Source organism: Pseudomonas frederiksbergensis (assembly GCF_001874645.1).
GTDB lineage: Bacteria > Pseudomonadota > Gammaproteobacteria > Pseudomonadales > Pseudomonadaceae > Aquipseudomonas > Aquipseudomonas frederiksbergensis_B.
Window position 1 is genome coordinate 1 of the sequence record NZ_CP017887.1, and the last position, 14,422, is coordinate 14,422.

Sequence of the window (14,422 nt, forward strand, 5' to 3'; positions counted from 1 at the left end):
GCGTCGAGTTGTGGGCTGGGCGTTATCAGAAAAGCCGGATGCAGATCTGGTGGTCAAGGCGCTGGACGTGGCTTACGAACAACGTGGAAAGCCTCAGGGGTTGCTGTTTCACTCGGATCAAGGATCGCAGTACGCCAGCCGCCAATTTCGCCAACGACTGTGGCGCTACCGTATGCGCCAGAGCATGAGTCGCCGAGGAAATTGCTGGGATAATGCGCCGATGGAACGGGTGTTTCGCAGTTTGAAAACAGAATGGATACCGACCACTGGCTACATGACCGGCCAGCAAGCTCAGCGAGACATCAGCCAGTACCTGATGCATCACTACAACTGGATCCGACCCCATCAATTTAACGATGGGTTGGCCCCGGCGAAAACTGAAGAAAAACTCAAAACCGTGTCCGGGATTAGTTGACCACTACACCCGAGATTCCGTGAGGAACCAAAAAACCGCTAAAAGTAACGGATAGCGTCACTGGTATTAAATGAGAATCCCCCCCTAGTTATCGTTGCTACAAGTTCCCCAGATCGGGTAACGCAAAAGATGTTGCTGCCCTTGCGAATCTTCATACAGCATTTCCACTTCATGGATTCCACAAACATCATTCAGGTCGGGCGAGTGAAGCACTCGTTTCACATCCAGACGCATACCGTAGTAGTAATCCTCTGCAACGGGCTTCGCGGGGCCATCAGCGGCACCAGCTATCGTGCTTAGGCCAAAAAAAACAGACTGACAGTACAACGGAAGCTTTCATAGCTGACCTCCTAATGCATCACAGAGATGGCAGCGATCAAATAGTGTTTGTCGTCCTACGTCTCGCGATAAACTCCCGTGCATCCCTTCACGCCGCGCCATACCGCTACCATTTGTAGGGCAGGATGCCCTTAAAAAAGCGTAGTCTATGCCCGGTGTTAGATGTGTAAACTTGAACAAATTAAGCGGAGAAATTTGGCAGTCGCGGTTGTTACGACTGTGCGCGGCCTCTCATCGTGACGTCCTTTGCTGCATCCGCTGCTCTGCGACCTCAACTGGACTGCCCGCGCCACCACAGACAATTCCATCCTCCTAATGAGGCCCTTTCAAAGGCCTCAGGGCTTACGCCGCCCAGATGGCTGTAACGGCGTATTCGGTTGTAAACACCTCAATGTAATCGAACACATTAGCCCGGGCCATATCCCGAGTTTTGTAGATCCGCTTGCGGATGCGTTCCTTTTTCAGGCTGCTGAAAAAAAGACTCGGCCACGGCATTGACGCTCCCATGCCAACAGATCTAGCCGAGTCAGCCAGATCCGCCAAGATTAAGGGTACAGATCCGAATGGCACTTACTTAGCTGCCGACAGCGTCATTTAAGCGGGAAAATGGGAGAAGGCTAGCCTTGGTCTACGGTGATAGTTGCGAACACACGCCGAAAACCAAGGACACAGCCCAAATGAATCGTAGACGCCAAATTTTTCAGCATCAACAAAATCGCCTGCGTCAGCATGCTTCCAATGCAGACGCCTACGCGTTCTTCGATTTGCTTACGGCCCCGCAGCTATTGCCCGTTGTAGATTCCTTACTTCCTGAACATCGGGAGCGGTTGTTCCGCCGACCGAAACACTTTCCATGTTTCTCGCCCAAGCGTTGGGGGCTGATCGCTCCTGTCAGAATGCCGTCAATGATTTTTCAATAAAACGCGTCTGTGGAGGCTTGAGCCCTGGCAGCACCAGGACCGGGGGTTATTGCAAAGCCAGAAAGCGCCTACCTGTCGAAATGGTCTCTACATTGCTCCATCACACAGGTGCACTGATCAGCGATCATGCCCCAACGTCCTGGCGCTGGCTAAACCGACCGGTACGGCTGGTAGATGGCACTACGATCAGCATGCCCGATACGGCGGAAAATCAGGCGGCCTATCCTCAATCTGGTAGTCAGAAAGCCGGTCTTGGTTTCCCGCTGTTTCGAATGGTCGGTATCGTTTGTTTGGCCAGTGGGGCTGTCTTAGATGCTGCCGTGGGCCGTTTCCACGGCAAGGGCGGGGATTATTCCCATGTGCCGGAGAATACGTTCATCTAAGAGCGCCGCTGCTTCCTGGATGCATGCCGGAATGGAAGTCCTCACCGCTGCCTGTATGATTGCGTTCGGCTTCCTGCGGGCGATTTTCCACTCCAAATGGGCCTTCCGGCTGATTCTCGGCACCGACCAAAGCAGACATCTTGATGAACCTACCCACCCCGATGAGCCAACAGAAGCATTTCGGATTCCGCCTCACTCTATCGAGGCCGAGCAAGCAGTGCTTGGTGGGTTGCTTTTGGATAACTCTACGTTCGAGTCGATGATTGACTTGGTTTCTGCGGACGATTTTTTTCTGGCAGACCACCGAACGATTTTTCACGCCATCAGCACCCTTGCTGACCGAGGTATGGCGTTTGACGTCGTCACCCTTCATGACCAACTGAGCAGCGAGACTCAACTTGAGCAGCCGGGGCATCTGAATTACTTACGGGAGCTTTTGGCCAACACCCCATCTATCGCCAACATCGAGTCTTACGCGAGCCTGATCAGGGAACGTGCAAAGCTTCGGCAGATTATCTCGACCTGTGATGACATAACCCATAATGCGTTGAGCCCAAACGGTAGAACCGCTCCTGATCTTATTGAAGATGCAGAACGGAGAATGCTCATGCTCGTTAACTCAAGCCGAAAGCGCGGCGGCCCTAAAGCTGTTACTCAACTCCTAACCAGGGCTAAAAAGAAAATCGATGCGCGCTCAAAGTCAGCGAAGGCCATTACAGGTCTGTCGTCGGGCTTTAGCGATCTGGATCGAAAGATTGATGGTTTTCAACCCGCGGATCTGATCATCGTTGCTGGTCGACCTTCGATGGGGAAAACGACTTTCGCGATGAATCTCGTAGAAAACGCGGTTCTTCAGGGCGAGAAGCCCGTGCTGGTTTACTCCCTGGAAATGCCAGGCGAATCATTGATTATGCGCATGCTGGCATCCTTGGGCCGCGTCGATCTGACAAAGTTTCGCTCTGGACGACTAGAGGACAATGATTGGCCCCGCCTGTCCTCGGCAATCGATCTTCTCAACGATCGTAAACTGTTCATTGACGATACATCGAGCATCAGTCCGTCAGAAATGCGGTCCCGCACACGACGCATAGTCCGGGAGCACGGTGAGCTCGCGCTGATCATGGTCGATTACCTGCAGTTGATGCAGATCCCCGGCGCCAGCGGCCTGAACCGCACGAATGAAATTTCGGAGATTTCTCGATCACTAAAAGCGCTGGCCAAAGAGTTCAACTGCCCCGTAGTAGCTTTGTCTCAGCTCAACCGATCCCTGGAACAACGTCCTGATAAACGCCCCGTCAACTCTGACCTGCGTGAGTCTGGCGCGATCGAACAGGACGCGGACGTGATTATGTTTGTGTACCGGGATGAAATTTATCACCCGGACACCAAATTCAAAGGGACCGCGGAAATCATCATCGGTAAACACCGTGAAGGCCCTACCGGTTTCTGCAGGTTGAATTTCCTTGACCGTTTCACACGGTTCGAATCGCTCCTACCTGGTACCCATGCCTTCACCGACCTCGAACTGGGCATCACGGAGGTCATTGATGAACATCCTCGCTTAGGCAGGATGGTCGCCTCCGAGCTGGCCACACAAAGCAAATTAGTGAGGGTCATGACCCCATTATTTGGAATCAAGCGAGGTTCCAGCCGACCCAAAAAATAGCTCCCGTGAAGTCACTACTTCCGTTGCGCCCCTCAAAGGTCGCTTATCTAAGGTCAGCTTCTAACCCATTGGGCTCGTGTCTATGAACGATTTTTCCGCTCCTGAGCAATACGATCTGCAAACCTCCGCACTGAAGGTGCCGCCGCACTCCATCGAGGCCGAGCAAGCCGTGCTCGGCGGTCTGATGCTGGACAACAACGCCTGGGAGCGCGTGCTCGATCAGGTCTCGGACGGTGATTTCTATCGCCATGACCACCGCCTGATTTTCCGTGCGATCGCCAAGCTGGCTGATCAGAACTCGCCGATCGACGTCGTGACCCTGTCCGAGCAATTGGACAAGGAAGGTCAGACCTCGCAAGTCGGCGGTCTCGGTTACCTGGGCGAATTGGCGAAAAACACGCCGTCCGTCGCCAACATCAAGGCCTATGCCCAGATCGTGCGCGCACGGGCGACCTTGCGGCAGTTGATCGGTATCGCTACCGAGATTGCCGACAGCGCCTTCAACCCGGAAGGCCGCACGGCTGAAGAGATTCTCGACGAAGCCGAGCGGCAGATTTTCCAGATCGCCGAAGCGCGTCCGAAAACCGGTGGCCCGGTGAGCGTCAACGACCTGCTGACCAAGGCCATCGACCGTATCGACACCTTGTTCAACACTGACAACGCCATCACCGGCCTGTCCACCGGCTACACCGACCTCGACGAGAAGACCAGCGGTCTGCAACCGTCTGACTTGATCATCGTCGCCGGTCGTCCATCGATGGGTAAGACCACCTTTGCGATGAACCTGGTGGAGAACGCCGTGTTGCGCAGCGACAAGGCGGTGCTGGTGTACTCACTGGAGATGCCAGGCGAATCGCTGATCATGCGTATGTTGTCGTCCCTGGGTCGGATCGATCAGACCAAGGTCCGTGCCGGTCGCCTGGAAGACGACGATTGGCCGCGCCTGACCTCGGCGGTCAACCTGCTCAACGATCGGAAGCTGTTCATTGACGATACTGCCGGTATCAGCCCATCTGAAATGCGTGCGCGTACTCGACGTCTGGTGCGTGAGCACGGTGAAGTGGGCCTGATCATGATCGACTACCTGCAGCTAATGCAGATCCCGGGCTCCGGTGGCGATAACCGGACCAACGAGATTTCCGAGATTTCTCGCTCGTTAAAGGCTCTGGCCAAGGAATTCAACTGCCCGGTGGTGGCGCTGTCGCAGCTCAACCGCTCCCTGGAGCAACGTCCGAACAAGCGCCCGATCAACTCCGACCTGCGGGAATCCGGAGCGATCGAGCAGGATGCCGACGTCATCATGTTCGTGTACCGGGACGAGGTGTACCACCCGGAAACCGAACACAAGGGCATCGCCGAGATCATCATCGGCAAGCAGCGGAACGGTCCAATCGGTACGGCTCGACTGGCTTTCATCGGCAAATACACGCGCTTCGAAAACCTTGCGCCTGGCAGTTATAACTTTGGAGATGATGAGTAATCTAACTCATCACCTGTTGCTAATTGCTTCCTGTGGGGCAGTCTTTGGGCTTGCATTATTACGCGTCATGGGATGATTACTGCGAGTATTCGAAGGATGCGAAATTGCACCCCACTTGACACCCGGATGCAGCCCTATGGCCCATCAAGTCGCCATGAATACGCCACAATCACAGCGAACACGGAAGCTACCATGCGAAATACCTCTATAATCCGCCAAGCTATTTTTGATGTTTCGTGTTCTGTCCGTTCCGATTTTGAAATGCAGACGTCCTCCTCGATGAGTGCGCTGGATAATCTATGCGGCCCTATGAGCGAGTCATTGACTGCTGCTCTAATGGTCGCCGGCTTCGATGCCTGCACTGTTCGTGGAACCTACTTTGATTGCGATCCGAGTTATGTTCCCGATTTTACTGAATGGGACGAAGAAGCAGTTGAAGGGCATGATTCAGCCAATGGTTACTCCCACTGCTGGGTATCGTGCGAAGGCTTGTTCATCGACATCTGCGCCGCCCAGTTTCACCCTCATGAAAGGGACAAATATCGAGTGGTCGTGGTCAATCAAGATAGCCTCGACTATCAGGTAGATCAGTAACTAAAAATCATGAGCATGAAACCACTGGGTAATCCCGGAAAAACAGCTCCACCACAAGCCCTGCTTGCGGGGCTAAGCCAGCATTACAACGCCTCAAAGCTCAAGGTCTGCGCGGTGGCCTGAATTGTGGTCGGAATGCTAACCACGATCGGCGCGCGGAGCTCGTCAGCGTGAATGCGTACCTGGATTGAAGTCAGCTCGGAGGGTGGAGTGACCAAAAATATGTCGCCGCTTGGGACCGACTCTCCAGCATGAATTTTCCCAAAGCTGAATACGGCGGTGAGCCGATCGGGCTCCATGTGCTCGTCGAAGGGTGGATTTAGCAAGGTAGCGAGGTTGGCAACTTTCGGTACCGTATCGGTGCTGGGCATATCCTCAAGTTCAGCTTTAACACGCAGAGTTCCAGCTGGTTCAAAGCACAGGTGCACCCTCACGCTGTGTGCTGTTGCTGTGCCTCTGTTCACCAGGCTCAATCTGAATCCAAACGATCCTTTCTGCACCTGATGGTAGAGAGCTAAGTCTCGATAGTAATTGCGATTCACCAGTATGTTGTTCAACTTGAGGTACCCGTGTGTCCCGTCGGTGTAGTCTGGGTACTCCTCCAACATCAAGTGTGTATAGGCAAAGCTGATGCCACTGTTGAGTGGTGTCTGACCTTCGATATTGGTTATCTCAACGGCCAGCAGGGGTTCACCTGTCGCTCCCCTCATGGCTTCCATTGCGCCCATTTTCGCTATCTGCGTTGGATCAGCGATCGCAGTTGAAGAGCCATAACGGACATACACGATGTCTTTATCAACAATCCCATACTTTTTCTTTGCGTAGATCGGGCGCTCCTGAACCTCGATGGTGTAGAGCCCCAGCGAACGATCCTTGTACATGACTGCCCGGTAAGAGAACACCACGTGCTTGTTTGTCTTTCCGTTGATGAACTGCTGCAGCCTCGAATCATCTGGGTGACGATTGACAGGGTAGAATTCCTGCTCATCCTCATCAAAGCCAATCAGGATATAAGCGGGCTCCGTTCGCCAGGTATTGCTGAACGCCAGGATATCTTTGAGCAGTTCACTTTTTTTAACGTCATCGGACCCATCGGTAACGTACCCTTCCCGCTTGTAATCGAGTGTGGTCCCTTCACCGGTGTAAAGCAGTCGATCGATCAAGTCTTCATCTGTCATGGGCGCACCTAGTTGAACAATACCGGTGAGTTCGAGTTCGCGGCGCACCATGGTCAGGTCTAAGCCGTCGTCTTTTAAGCAAGATTGGGAGGTTCGCGGAGTTAACTCTTGTGACCAGGACGCCTGACGGTGATCCAGTTTCCGTATGGCTTGAGCTCTGAAATTGATCGAAAGACAGTATCAAGCGGTGGATTACCGAAGCTAGGCAATGACCTTTCAGGGTCATGGACGACAATCTCATACGCTGGGTGACTTTCCACCACCACCCAATGCCAACAATTAACGGGAGCCTCAGGGCCACAGCCCACCTTTACGACCCCCATTCCGCTCACATGACCCCACCCCTTCCATTGCATCATACGTGCTTCCAAGCGATGCTCGCTAAGAGCCGCGATCAGCTCACTGAAGTTTGAGGAAAACGGTTTGCGCTTCGGGCGACCATCGCCGTAGCCCAAACGAAGGAATGTTTCGCGTGCGTCCATATAGCTCGTACCGGCGAGCATGGCCAGACATGCTACGCCGCAACCAAACGGATCTTCCTGGGAGACATGGCTGATTGTGCAAGACGACTCCCACTCCGGTACCGTCTCCAATATCGCCTGTGTTCTGTACTGTTCTTGAGTCACTGTTCTAACCATACCGCCAGCTTTTCGACCTCGCCGATCGCCGCATGTAGATCCTCACGAGTCACGTGGATTGCAGGATCGATTAGCCAGCGCCCACCGCAATCTTTCATCAGGTCCTTTTCATAGTCGCTAACGAACAATGGACTCGGGTATTTACGAAGCGTTGCAGGTTTATGGTTTGCTCGGGTGTCTGTGATCCAGTTGACATGCTGACTCGTATTTCTGGCGAGTACCACTTGTTCCAGGATGCTGAAGTCAGCAGGACAATTGGCCCAATTGACGCCGTGCTTCGCGAAACAAATCCGATAACCACGGATGAAGCCTTTCGCGAATGCCGCACGTCCACACTCGTTCTCACAATCCAATCCCGCGTTGCGTTCATACGTAGCGAACAATACTTTCAAGCTCTCCGAGAGCATTGAAACACAGGTTTGGCCAACTACTTCCAACCCTGTTTGTGCACGGAGCCATTCGTCAAGAAACGCGGGCTCATCGCTCATCGTTTCAGGATCGAAATGCGGAGGCTCGAACGGTGCTTCTCCGGCATCGATTTTCCGGATTGTCTCCAGAAACGGCGCTGAGGCTTCGTCGAAATAGTGCCGGACGAAGACTGTGCGCTGCTCTAGAAAATATCTGACATCCACTCGACCTACTCCATGGCTGATTGATGCGGTGCAGCGAAGGGCCCTATCTTTCTATCCCCAACCAGGTTGAATGTGAATTCAACCCACCGCGGCCAGGGCTTCGAGGGGCTCAAGGGGCTCAGAGAGGTCCAGGCGCATCTGATCGCTTTCCTTGAACCGGAATGTCAGTCGCTTCACGGTACGGCCCTCGGTGTGAGTTTCGTAGGTGATATCAAGGTTACTCTTGGCCTTCAGCTCCTTGATCGACGGGTCGATGACTTTCTGGCGCAGGTTGTTGAACCTGGCGTAGCTGTCACCCAACTCCAACATTTCCCGAAATGCATCGACTTCGATCGTGTACCAACCGGTTTCACGGAACTGCATAAACAGCTCGAACATTCGGATCGAGTGAATGCTGTTCAGATGGGCCACACGCCTCAACTCATAAGTCGTGAAGTGCTTGTTGAGCATACTGAGGTACGGGAGAACGTGAACCGTAAAGTGCAGCGTCGCGCAGCCCTCGCCTTTCTCGTATTCAACGCGATCAACCCAGCGAAAACGCACAGTCTTAGATTTGCTCTCTTTGGTCTTGATGTCGCGGTCGTACAACGTGTTGCAGGCGTCAATCATTGCCTCGTAGGCTTGCTTGAGCGGGATGTTGTAAACATCGGCAAAATCCGTCGCGCGAACAGTGATTGGCTTATGGATCGGCTTACGTGAGTCGATCTGCCCAATCGTGATGAGCAACAACCGCTGCTCCTGCAATGTGAGCTTGTACGACGCCGACACCAGATCGTTGGCCTTCGTGACCTTGTGACTGGTTTGTGGCTGCACCACGACGATATCGTTCATCGACTAAATACCAAAACTCGTTTAGTCGAATGTAATCGACTACGAGAGAAAAGGGAAATAGTCGATTCAATTTATTTTCAGGAGCCGAAATTCTTAGTCGATTGCTCGCCCGGAATCATTAGTCGAACCAACCCGGAATCATTAGTCGCCAGCAGGCCGGTTTTTTTAGTCGATGGCGAAGAATGTTCTTTCGTGACGACATGCCCGGAATTCTTAGTCGTTGGTAGCAGAGGGTCATTTGCTGACAGCCGGAATTCATAGTCGATTCACAAAAGTCGGCCTGTAACCCCCGTGAATACAGGGCCTCGCGCCTTAGGCAGGCTACCGGAATCCTTAGTCGATGGATCTTTAGGGGGCTGATTGAGACCGGAATTGGTAGTCGATACCTGACGACAGCCCAAATCCAGGCGCCGATCAGGCACTCAGAACCCGGTTTTTTTAGTCGTCAAAGAGATTTAAACCACCGACAACCTGAGGAAACTCTACGCAACCCGCTGAAACCTAGACAAAATTTGACCGTGAGAGCTTAATGAGTGCTGAACTGATCAAAGATTGTTCGCTCGCAGACGGTAAGCCGGAAAACGGAGTCGATTGAAACCGGAATTGGTAGTCGTTGCCGGCCGGAATCCATAGTCGATAGGACCTAAACAGCCTCTGTGGATAACAGCCGAAATGCTTAGTCGTCTTGGCCGAAATCGGTAGTCGAAGCACCCTGAATCGGTAGTCGTTGGGCCCGATTTACTTAGTCGATACCTACCCTGGAGCCCTTGATTTACGTGGCTTGCAGCCTCTTAAAAACAAGGAGAAACAAGAAGAAAGATTTAAAAAGGACACATCGACGACGAATCAAGCTACGACTGAGGGGGTGGATAGACTCACGACCGCTTCCATCTCAACCTCATAATCCCCTTTTGAACACCAAGACGATTCTCATCTCCTACCGGCGTCCAGTTTGGAACGGTCCGGTCGCCATATCCGGTACCACATGACGATACCTCCTGAATTCCAACAGGCTTGCCTGCTGATACTCGTCCTTTACCTCGCGCCCATTCTGGTGATTCGTGCCTGGACAGTAATTTTCTCGCTGATGACAAACAAAGCCTGGTCGATATTTGTCTGGACTGGAGCAATCGGTGTTCCAATTCACGAGGCCTCACACCTTTTGGCCTGCTGGATCTTCGGTCTCAAACCCACAAACGTGGTGTTTTTCAGGCCCGATCGTTCTACCGGTACACTCGGCTACGTGAATTTTCGCTACAGACCACGATCGGTCCGAGCGAACTTGGGTTTATTCGTTCAAGGCATTGCGCCACTGATCAGCGGCGCTCTCGTAGTCTCTCTCTGCCTTTCGCATGCCTCGGGAAAATCCACTGCGCCACTGTTCATTTTTGACAGTGAGAGCAATGGTGCAGGAGTCGTTCTGTTCGTAATCAACGCGACCCTCAATACGCTGACCATGGCCTCAGAAGGAATACTCAGCGGTTTTACCGGCGCCCTCACAGTGTGCTTTGCCGCATGTGTCTCGCTACACGCCATTCCAAGCTGGGCCGACATTCGAATTGGTCTGCGCGGAGCCGTTGCCCTTCTGATCACCACCCTCTTCGGAATTGTTTCCATCGGAGCTCTTTCTGAAGTCACTGGCGTCGGCACATCCACCTCTTTGACCAGCAAGCTCCAACCACTGATCGGTGAAGTCGGCAGTTGGCTGACTTCCTCTCTGTCGTTCGCTTTGTACGGTACGGTTTCAGTCATGACGCTGACGATCGTTACGACACTCGCCGCATATGCCGTCTCAGTTCTATTGAAAGCAGTTGTGAATTCAAAGCCCTGGTCAACAAAACGAGCCAGAAAACAATCTTCTGATGATCCACCTGATCTGAGACAGCACTGAGATCGATCAGCACAGCCCAGTTGCATTTACCCCTGGCATGGGAAAATGAAGGCATCAACAGGAGAAAATGAAATGCAAAATATCTGGATCGCAATCTGCAATTTGCTCTTCAATCTGGTCAACCCTCACTCTGCGGCAGCCCAGCCCACCGCACAAACCTCATACCGCGCGGATCCATTCAATCCTGCGACTGGTCAGGCCATGGTTGACCAGTTCGACTCAACGGGAGCGGTCTATGGATACGACGCCCCCTAAAACGCGAAAGGTCTCCAACGTCCAGCATCACATCCCACGCCCTCTTTGCCCTTCAAGCTCCCGGCTTGAGGGGATTCACACGTTGCCAATCGCCTAACTGGTAAATCCTGGCAAGGCCTCCCCTCGCACCTCTCCTTTAGACATGACCGTTTGGCATTCCGCCTTGACGCAAATAGGCGACAGCACATAATACGCTGTATGTTTATACAGGTATTTCCCATGCACGCACTCCGCCTTATCGGACGAGCACTTCAGACATCGCCCACAAGGATTGTGGTCCCCTACTTCGGGCTCATTCACTGCGGATTTCCGTCTCCAGCGGAAGACTACGTTCTCGCAGAACTCTCGCTAGATGAGCTGATAATCCTCAATCCTCCCGCAACATTCATGCTGAGAGCCGCAGGCAACAGCATGCGCGATGTCAACATCAACGCCGGGGACATTGTCATCGTCGACAAATCCAGGTCAGCCAAGCACAACAACATCGTGATCGCCGTGTACCAGGGAGACTTCGTGTGCAAACGCCTGGTGATCGATCGACACAACAATCGCATCATCCTTCAGGCTGAAAACCCGGACTATCCGTCAATCGTGGTCGAGGACAGAGACCAATTAGAGATTTGGGGAGTGGTCACCTGGACCGCGCACTGCCACTTGGACACACCATGACCACAAGAACCTGGGGAGAAATCGCTCTCATTGATCTGAACAATTTTTACTATGCCGCTGAAGCCGCAGTTTCCCCTCACCTCCAGGGATTACCGGTGATCATATTGTCCAACAATGACGCCACGGTCATATCTCGATCTCCAGCCGCCAAGGCTCTCGGAGTCTCCATGGGCGAACCGGCGTTCAAGCTCAAGAACTTGATATGGCATGAAGGTATCGAGGTTCGATCCAGCAACTATGAGCTTTAGTTCAATGAGTCGTCGTTTCGTACAGACCGTGTCATCAGTCGTCCCGCGGCTCTACCAGTACAGTATTGACGAGGTGTTTTGTGACCTTCAGGGAACAACTGTCCCTTCCCTGGAGACCGCAGCGCTGCTTCGCTCACGGGTGCTCAAATGGACCGGGATGCCGTCCGGAGTAGGTGTTGGTCCTAACGCAACATTGGCCAAGCTCAGCAATCACATCGCAAAGAAATTTACTGACACTGGGGTCTTTCGCATCGAGAACGCATTCGACCATGCTCAGCTGCTGTCAGAAATCGACGTATCGGAAATTTGGGGAATCGGCAGCAAGATTGCTTCGAAACTGTCCAGCCTGGGCATAACGTCCGTAGCTGACATGCTGAATGTCGATAAGGCCCTAATCCGGGAGCATTTCCCAATCACGGTCCAGAGAACGCATGCGGAATTACAGGGACACCGCCTCATACATCCCTGGGATGATGGTACAGAAAAACAGGCCATTTCCTGCGGCAGGTCGTTCGGTCGCCCAGTAACAACGCTCCATGAGCTGACCGAAGCTGCAGCCGAATTTGCAGATAGGGCTACCACCAAATTGCGCGCTCAAGGATCCGTTACCTCAGTGATCCAGGTCTATGCACGTTCGAATCCATTTTCGGCACACGTGACTCCCTACAGCCGATCCAGGACTATCAAACTCATACGGCCTACAGATGACACCCGTGAAATCACCCGCGTGGTCGCCCTTGCACTGGCGTCCATCTTCAATGAGCGTGTTGCCTTTACAAAAGCTGGGGTGGTTCTTCTTGAACTTGATGCCAAGCATCGAATGCAGACTGACCTCTTCTCTGCGTTCAGTCTGAACCAGAAGGCTGAAGCCGTGATGTCAGTGTATGACGCCATCAACAAGAAATTTGGAAGGCGCAGCGTTCGTCTGGGACGCTCAACAGGGAAGAAAAACTGGGCCGCAAAAGCCGAGCACATGTCCATGCGTGCGACCTCTGATTGGCAAAGCATCCCCCCTTGTTACTGAGGCTCCCTGACCATTTTCCTTGGTACAGCGTTTGGCCCTTTTCCCTACCATTTTTCGATCAATCCGAGGCGTTTGCCTTTCCCTAGCCATTTGCGTTTGGGGGATTGGCGGCGTGAGCCTCTCCCTAACCATAAGCCCTTACGGGCCTACTTCTCCTTAACGTGATGACACCAGGCGAAGTCGCCCGTACCCGCTAGAACTGATCTTGTCGGTATTGGGCTCAGTGCTTTGAGCTGAAGGTCGAGGTTGTTGCAGAGCAAGGTCCAAAGAGCTTCCGAGATTTTGAGTTGGCAGATAATTCCATGGTGCCAGGATGAACTGCGAGAACCTCAGATCGTGAGCAGCGCCCATACGTTTTACCTCACTGAACAGATCTCCCCACACGTCTAATTCTTCATCGGTAAATCGATGCTCACGCATGCTCATGCCCTCTTGTTGAGTAGTCCTCCGACTTTACCGGACGCCCCTCCAATGCAAGCTCACATCTGCGAATCCAGAAACTCCTTACGCATCGCCGCCAGAGCTCGTTGGGTTTCGACAATAGCTGCGCGGTGTTTTCTGATCGCAATGCGGATGGCTGCAAATTTCGGCTCGAAAATTTGAAACAACTCCTCCTGACGCGCCGACATAGGGCCCATGGATTTTCGGGTGAAGGTATCTCCCGCACCTTTCGAAACCGCAAACAGTTGCCAGCTCCTGGACTTACCAGGTGCAGAAGCCTGACGCCACCGAACCTTCGACCAAGTGATGGTTGGAGTACCTGAGGAACTCCGAAACACCCTACAGGTATGGGTTTTCAATTCCTCGGTCGAATCAAGCCTTCGCCAGTGCTCTTCCTTCAGGCTGAAAGCTAGCTCGTACAGAGCGTCAAGGGCCTCCTTGGAAGTACTCAGCACATGGGCAGCTGAATGTAAGTAGCCCGAGTTTTTTTCTATTCTATCTATCCGCATTTCAGTCATGTTTTGCTAATGTGGAAAAATCGAGACAAAAACCAGCCTCAACCCCCCGCAAATCCTATGTTTGGTTCTATTACCGGGCGTTGCTAATAATCTGCAAACACAGGTGAATTTACGAATATGGAAATTTCACTTCTTAAATCCAGCTGGTTTTACGAATAATCAGCAAGCAGCCATTCGAAACCCAATAGCACCACATCCCCTCTTCATGATCAGGTCCTAACAGCCCCCAACTAGGGGGTTGATGATCGACTTGCATTATTTTCAGGCGTGCCAAGATCAAATCGACTCAAGACGCACTCC

General features: G+C 52.8%; 12 protein-coding genes and 4 pseudogenes. 10 read left to right on the top strand and 6 right to left on the bottom strand.

Annotated elements, in window-relative coordinates; translation table 11 throughout:
* Position 1 precedes the first annotated feature (1 nt).
* Positions 2–415 (top strand): annotated as a pseudogene (locus tag BLL42_RS27420) (DDE-type integrase/transposase/recombinase); the annotation flags it as partial.
* A gap of 84 nt (positions 416–499) precedes the next feature.
* Here the strand turns inward: BLL42_RS27420 and BLL42_RS31180 are convergent.
* The gene (locus tag BLL42_RS31180) at positions 500–649 is read right to left on the bottom strand and encodes a DUF2790 domain-containing protein (RefSeq protein ID WP_408004044.1); all 150 of its coding nucleotides are present in this window, start codon (positions 647–649) and stop codon (positions 500–502) included.
* A gap of 376 nt (positions 650–1,025) precedes the next feature.
* Positions 1,026–1,268 (bottom strand): annotated as a pseudogene (locus BLL42_RS27430) (IS3 family transposase); the annotation flags it as partial.
* 163 nt (positions 1,269–1,431) lie between these two features.
* On the opposite strand from BLL42_RS27430, the pseudogene BLL42_RS27435 reads away from it, so the two are divergent.
* The 4 genes and pseudogenes from BLL42_RS27435 to BLL42_RS29910 form a co-directional block, all read left to right on the top strand.
* Positions 1,432–2,024 (top strand): annotated as a pseudogene (locus BLL42_RS27435) (transposase); the annotation flags it as partial.
* Positions 2,025–2,088: 64 nt separating this feature from the next.
* A complete protein-coding gene (gene dnaB / locus BLL42_RS27440) occupies positions 2,089–3,723 on the top strand; it encodes a replicative DNA helicase (RefSeq protein WP_071555872.1) in 1,635 nt (544 codons plus the stop codon).
* Positions 3,724–3,805: 82 nt separating this feature from the next.
* Positions 3,806–5,203 (top strand): replicative DNA helicase, encoded by a 1,398-nt coding sequence (dnaB, locus tag BLL42_RS27445; protein ID WP_071555873.1) that lies wholly within the window; start codon positions 3,806–3,808, stop codon positions 5,201–5,203.
* Between the two features lie 192 nt (positions 5,204–5,395).
* Positions 5,396–5,797 carry a hypothetical protein gene (locus tag BLL42_RS29910; RefSeq protein WP_129587017.1) on the top strand — a complete coding sequence of 134 codons (402 nt, stop codon included), beginning with the start codon at positions 5,396–5,398 and terminating at the stop codon, positions 5,795–5,797.
* 83 nt (positions 5,798–5,880) lie between these two features.
* On the opposite strand, the gene BLL42_RS27455 is transcribed toward BLL42_RS29910, so the two are convergent.
* The 3 genes from BLL42_RS27455 to BLL42_RS27465 all read right to left on the bottom strand — a co-directional run bounded on the left by BLL42_RS27455 (position 5,881) and on the right by BLL42_RS27465 (position 9,076).
* Positions 5,881–7,026: an AlbA family DNA-binding domain-containing protein gene (locus BLL42_RS27455; protein WP_071555875.1), complete on the bottom strand. Its 1,146-nt coding sequence runs from the start codon at positions 7,024–7,026 to the stop codon at positions 5,881–5,883.
* Positions 7,027–7,597: 571 nt separating this feature from the next.
* Complete coding sequence (locus BLL42_RS27460) at positions 7,598–8,245, bottom strand: hypothetical protein (RefSeq protein WP_071555876.1); 648 nt, start codon at positions 8,243–8,245, stop codon at positions 7,598–7,600.
* 78 nt (positions 8,246–8,323) lie between these two features.
* Positions 8,324–9,076 carry a replication initiation protein gene (locus BLL42_RS27465; RefSeq protein WP_071555877.1) on the bottom strand — a complete coding sequence of 251 codons (753 nt, stop codon included), beginning with the start codon at positions 9,074–9,076 and terminating at the stop codon, positions 8,324–8,326.
* 985 nt (positions 9,077–10,061) lie between these two features.
* Here BLL42_RS27465 and BLL42_RS27470 point away from each other — a divergent pair.
* The 5 genes and pseudogenes from BLL42_RS27470 (at position 10,062) to BLL42_RS31190 (ending at position 13,163) form a co-directional block, all read left to right on the top strand.
* Positions 10,062–10,967, top strand: coding sequence for a hypothetical protein (locus BLL42_RS27470; RefSeq protein ID WP_071555878.1), 906 nt, complete (start codon positions 10,062–10,064; stop codon positions 10,965–10,967).
* 72 nt (positions 10,968–11,039) lie between these two features.
* Positions 11,040–11,222, top strand: coding sequence for a hypothetical protein (locus tag BLL42_RS27475; RefSeq protein WP_071555879.1), 183 nt, complete (start codon positions 11,040–11,042; stop codon positions 11,220–11,222).
* A 219-nt stretch (positions 11,223–11,441) separates the two neighbouring features.
* A complete protein-coding gene (locus tag BLL42_RS27480) occupies positions 11,442–11,891 on the top strand; it encodes a LexA family protein (RefSeq protein WP_071555880.1) in 450 nt (149 codons plus the stop codon).
* Positions 11,888–12,455 (top strand): annotated as a pseudogene (locus BLL42_RS31185) (Y-family DNA polymerase); the annotation flags it as partial. The gene BLL42_RS27480 and the pseudogene BLL42_RS31185, both read left to right, overlap by 4 nt.
* 54 nt (positions 12,456–12,509) lie before the next feature.
* A complete protein-coding gene (locus BLL42_RS31190) occupies positions 12,510–13,163 on the top strand; it encodes a DinB/UmuC family translesion DNA polymerase (protein WP_408004047.1) in 654 nt (217 codons plus the stop codon).
* A gap of 479 nt (positions 13,164–13,642) precedes the next feature.
* Here BLL42_RS31190 and mobI read toward each other — a convergent pair whose 3' ends face one another.
* Complete coding sequence (gene mobI, locus BLL42_RS27495; RefSeq protein ID WP_129587018.1) at positions 13,643–14,122, bottom strand: conjugative transfer protein MobI(A/C); 480 nt, start codon at positions 14,120–14,122, stop codon at positions 13,643–13,645.
* Between the last annotated feature and the right edge of the window lie 300 nt (positions 14,123–14,422).

Coding starts and splice junctions, on each gene's coding strand:
- BLL42_RS31180 (WP_408004044.1), bottom strand. CDS start 649: ATGCGTCTGGATGTGAAACGAGTGCTTCACTCGCCCGACCTGAATGAT.
- dnaB (WP_071555872.1), top strand. CDS start 2,089: ATGGAAGTCCTCACCGCTGCCTGTATGATTGCGTTCGGCTTCCTGCGG.
- dnaB (WP_071555873.1), top strand. CDS start 3,806: ATGAACGATTTTTCCGCTCCTGAGCAATACGATCTGCAAACCTCCGCA.
- BLL42_RS29910 (WP_129587017.1), top strand. CDS start 5,396: ATGCGAAATACCTCTATAATCCGCCAAGCTATTTTTGATGTTTCGTGT.
- BLL42_RS27455 (WP_071555875.1), bottom strand. CDS start 7,026: ATGGTGCGCCGCGAACTCGAACTCACCGGTATTGTTCAACTAGGTGCG.
- BLL42_RS27465 (WP_071555877.1), bottom strand. CDS start 9,076: ATGAACGATATCGTCGTGGTGCAGCCACAAACCAGTCACAAGGTCACG.
- BLL42_RS27470 (WP_071555878.1), top strand. CDS start 10,062: ATGACGATACCTCCTGAATTCCAACAGGCTTGCCTGCTGATACTCGTC.
- BLL42_RS27475 (WP_071555879.1), top strand. CDS start 11,040: ATGCAAAATATCTGGATCGCAATCTGCAATTTGCTCTTCAATCTGGTC.
- BLL42_RS27480 (WP_071555880.1), top strand. CDS start 11,442: ATGCACGCACTCCGCCTTATCGGACGAGCACTTCAGACATCGCCCACA.
- BLL42_RS31190 (WP_408004047.1), top strand. CDS start 12,510: ATGCTGAATGTCGATAAGGCCCTAATCCGGGAGCATTTCCCAATCACG.
- mobI (WP_129587018.1), bottom strand. CDS start 14,122: ATGACTGAAATGCGGATAGATAGAATAGAAAAAAACTCGGGCTACTTA.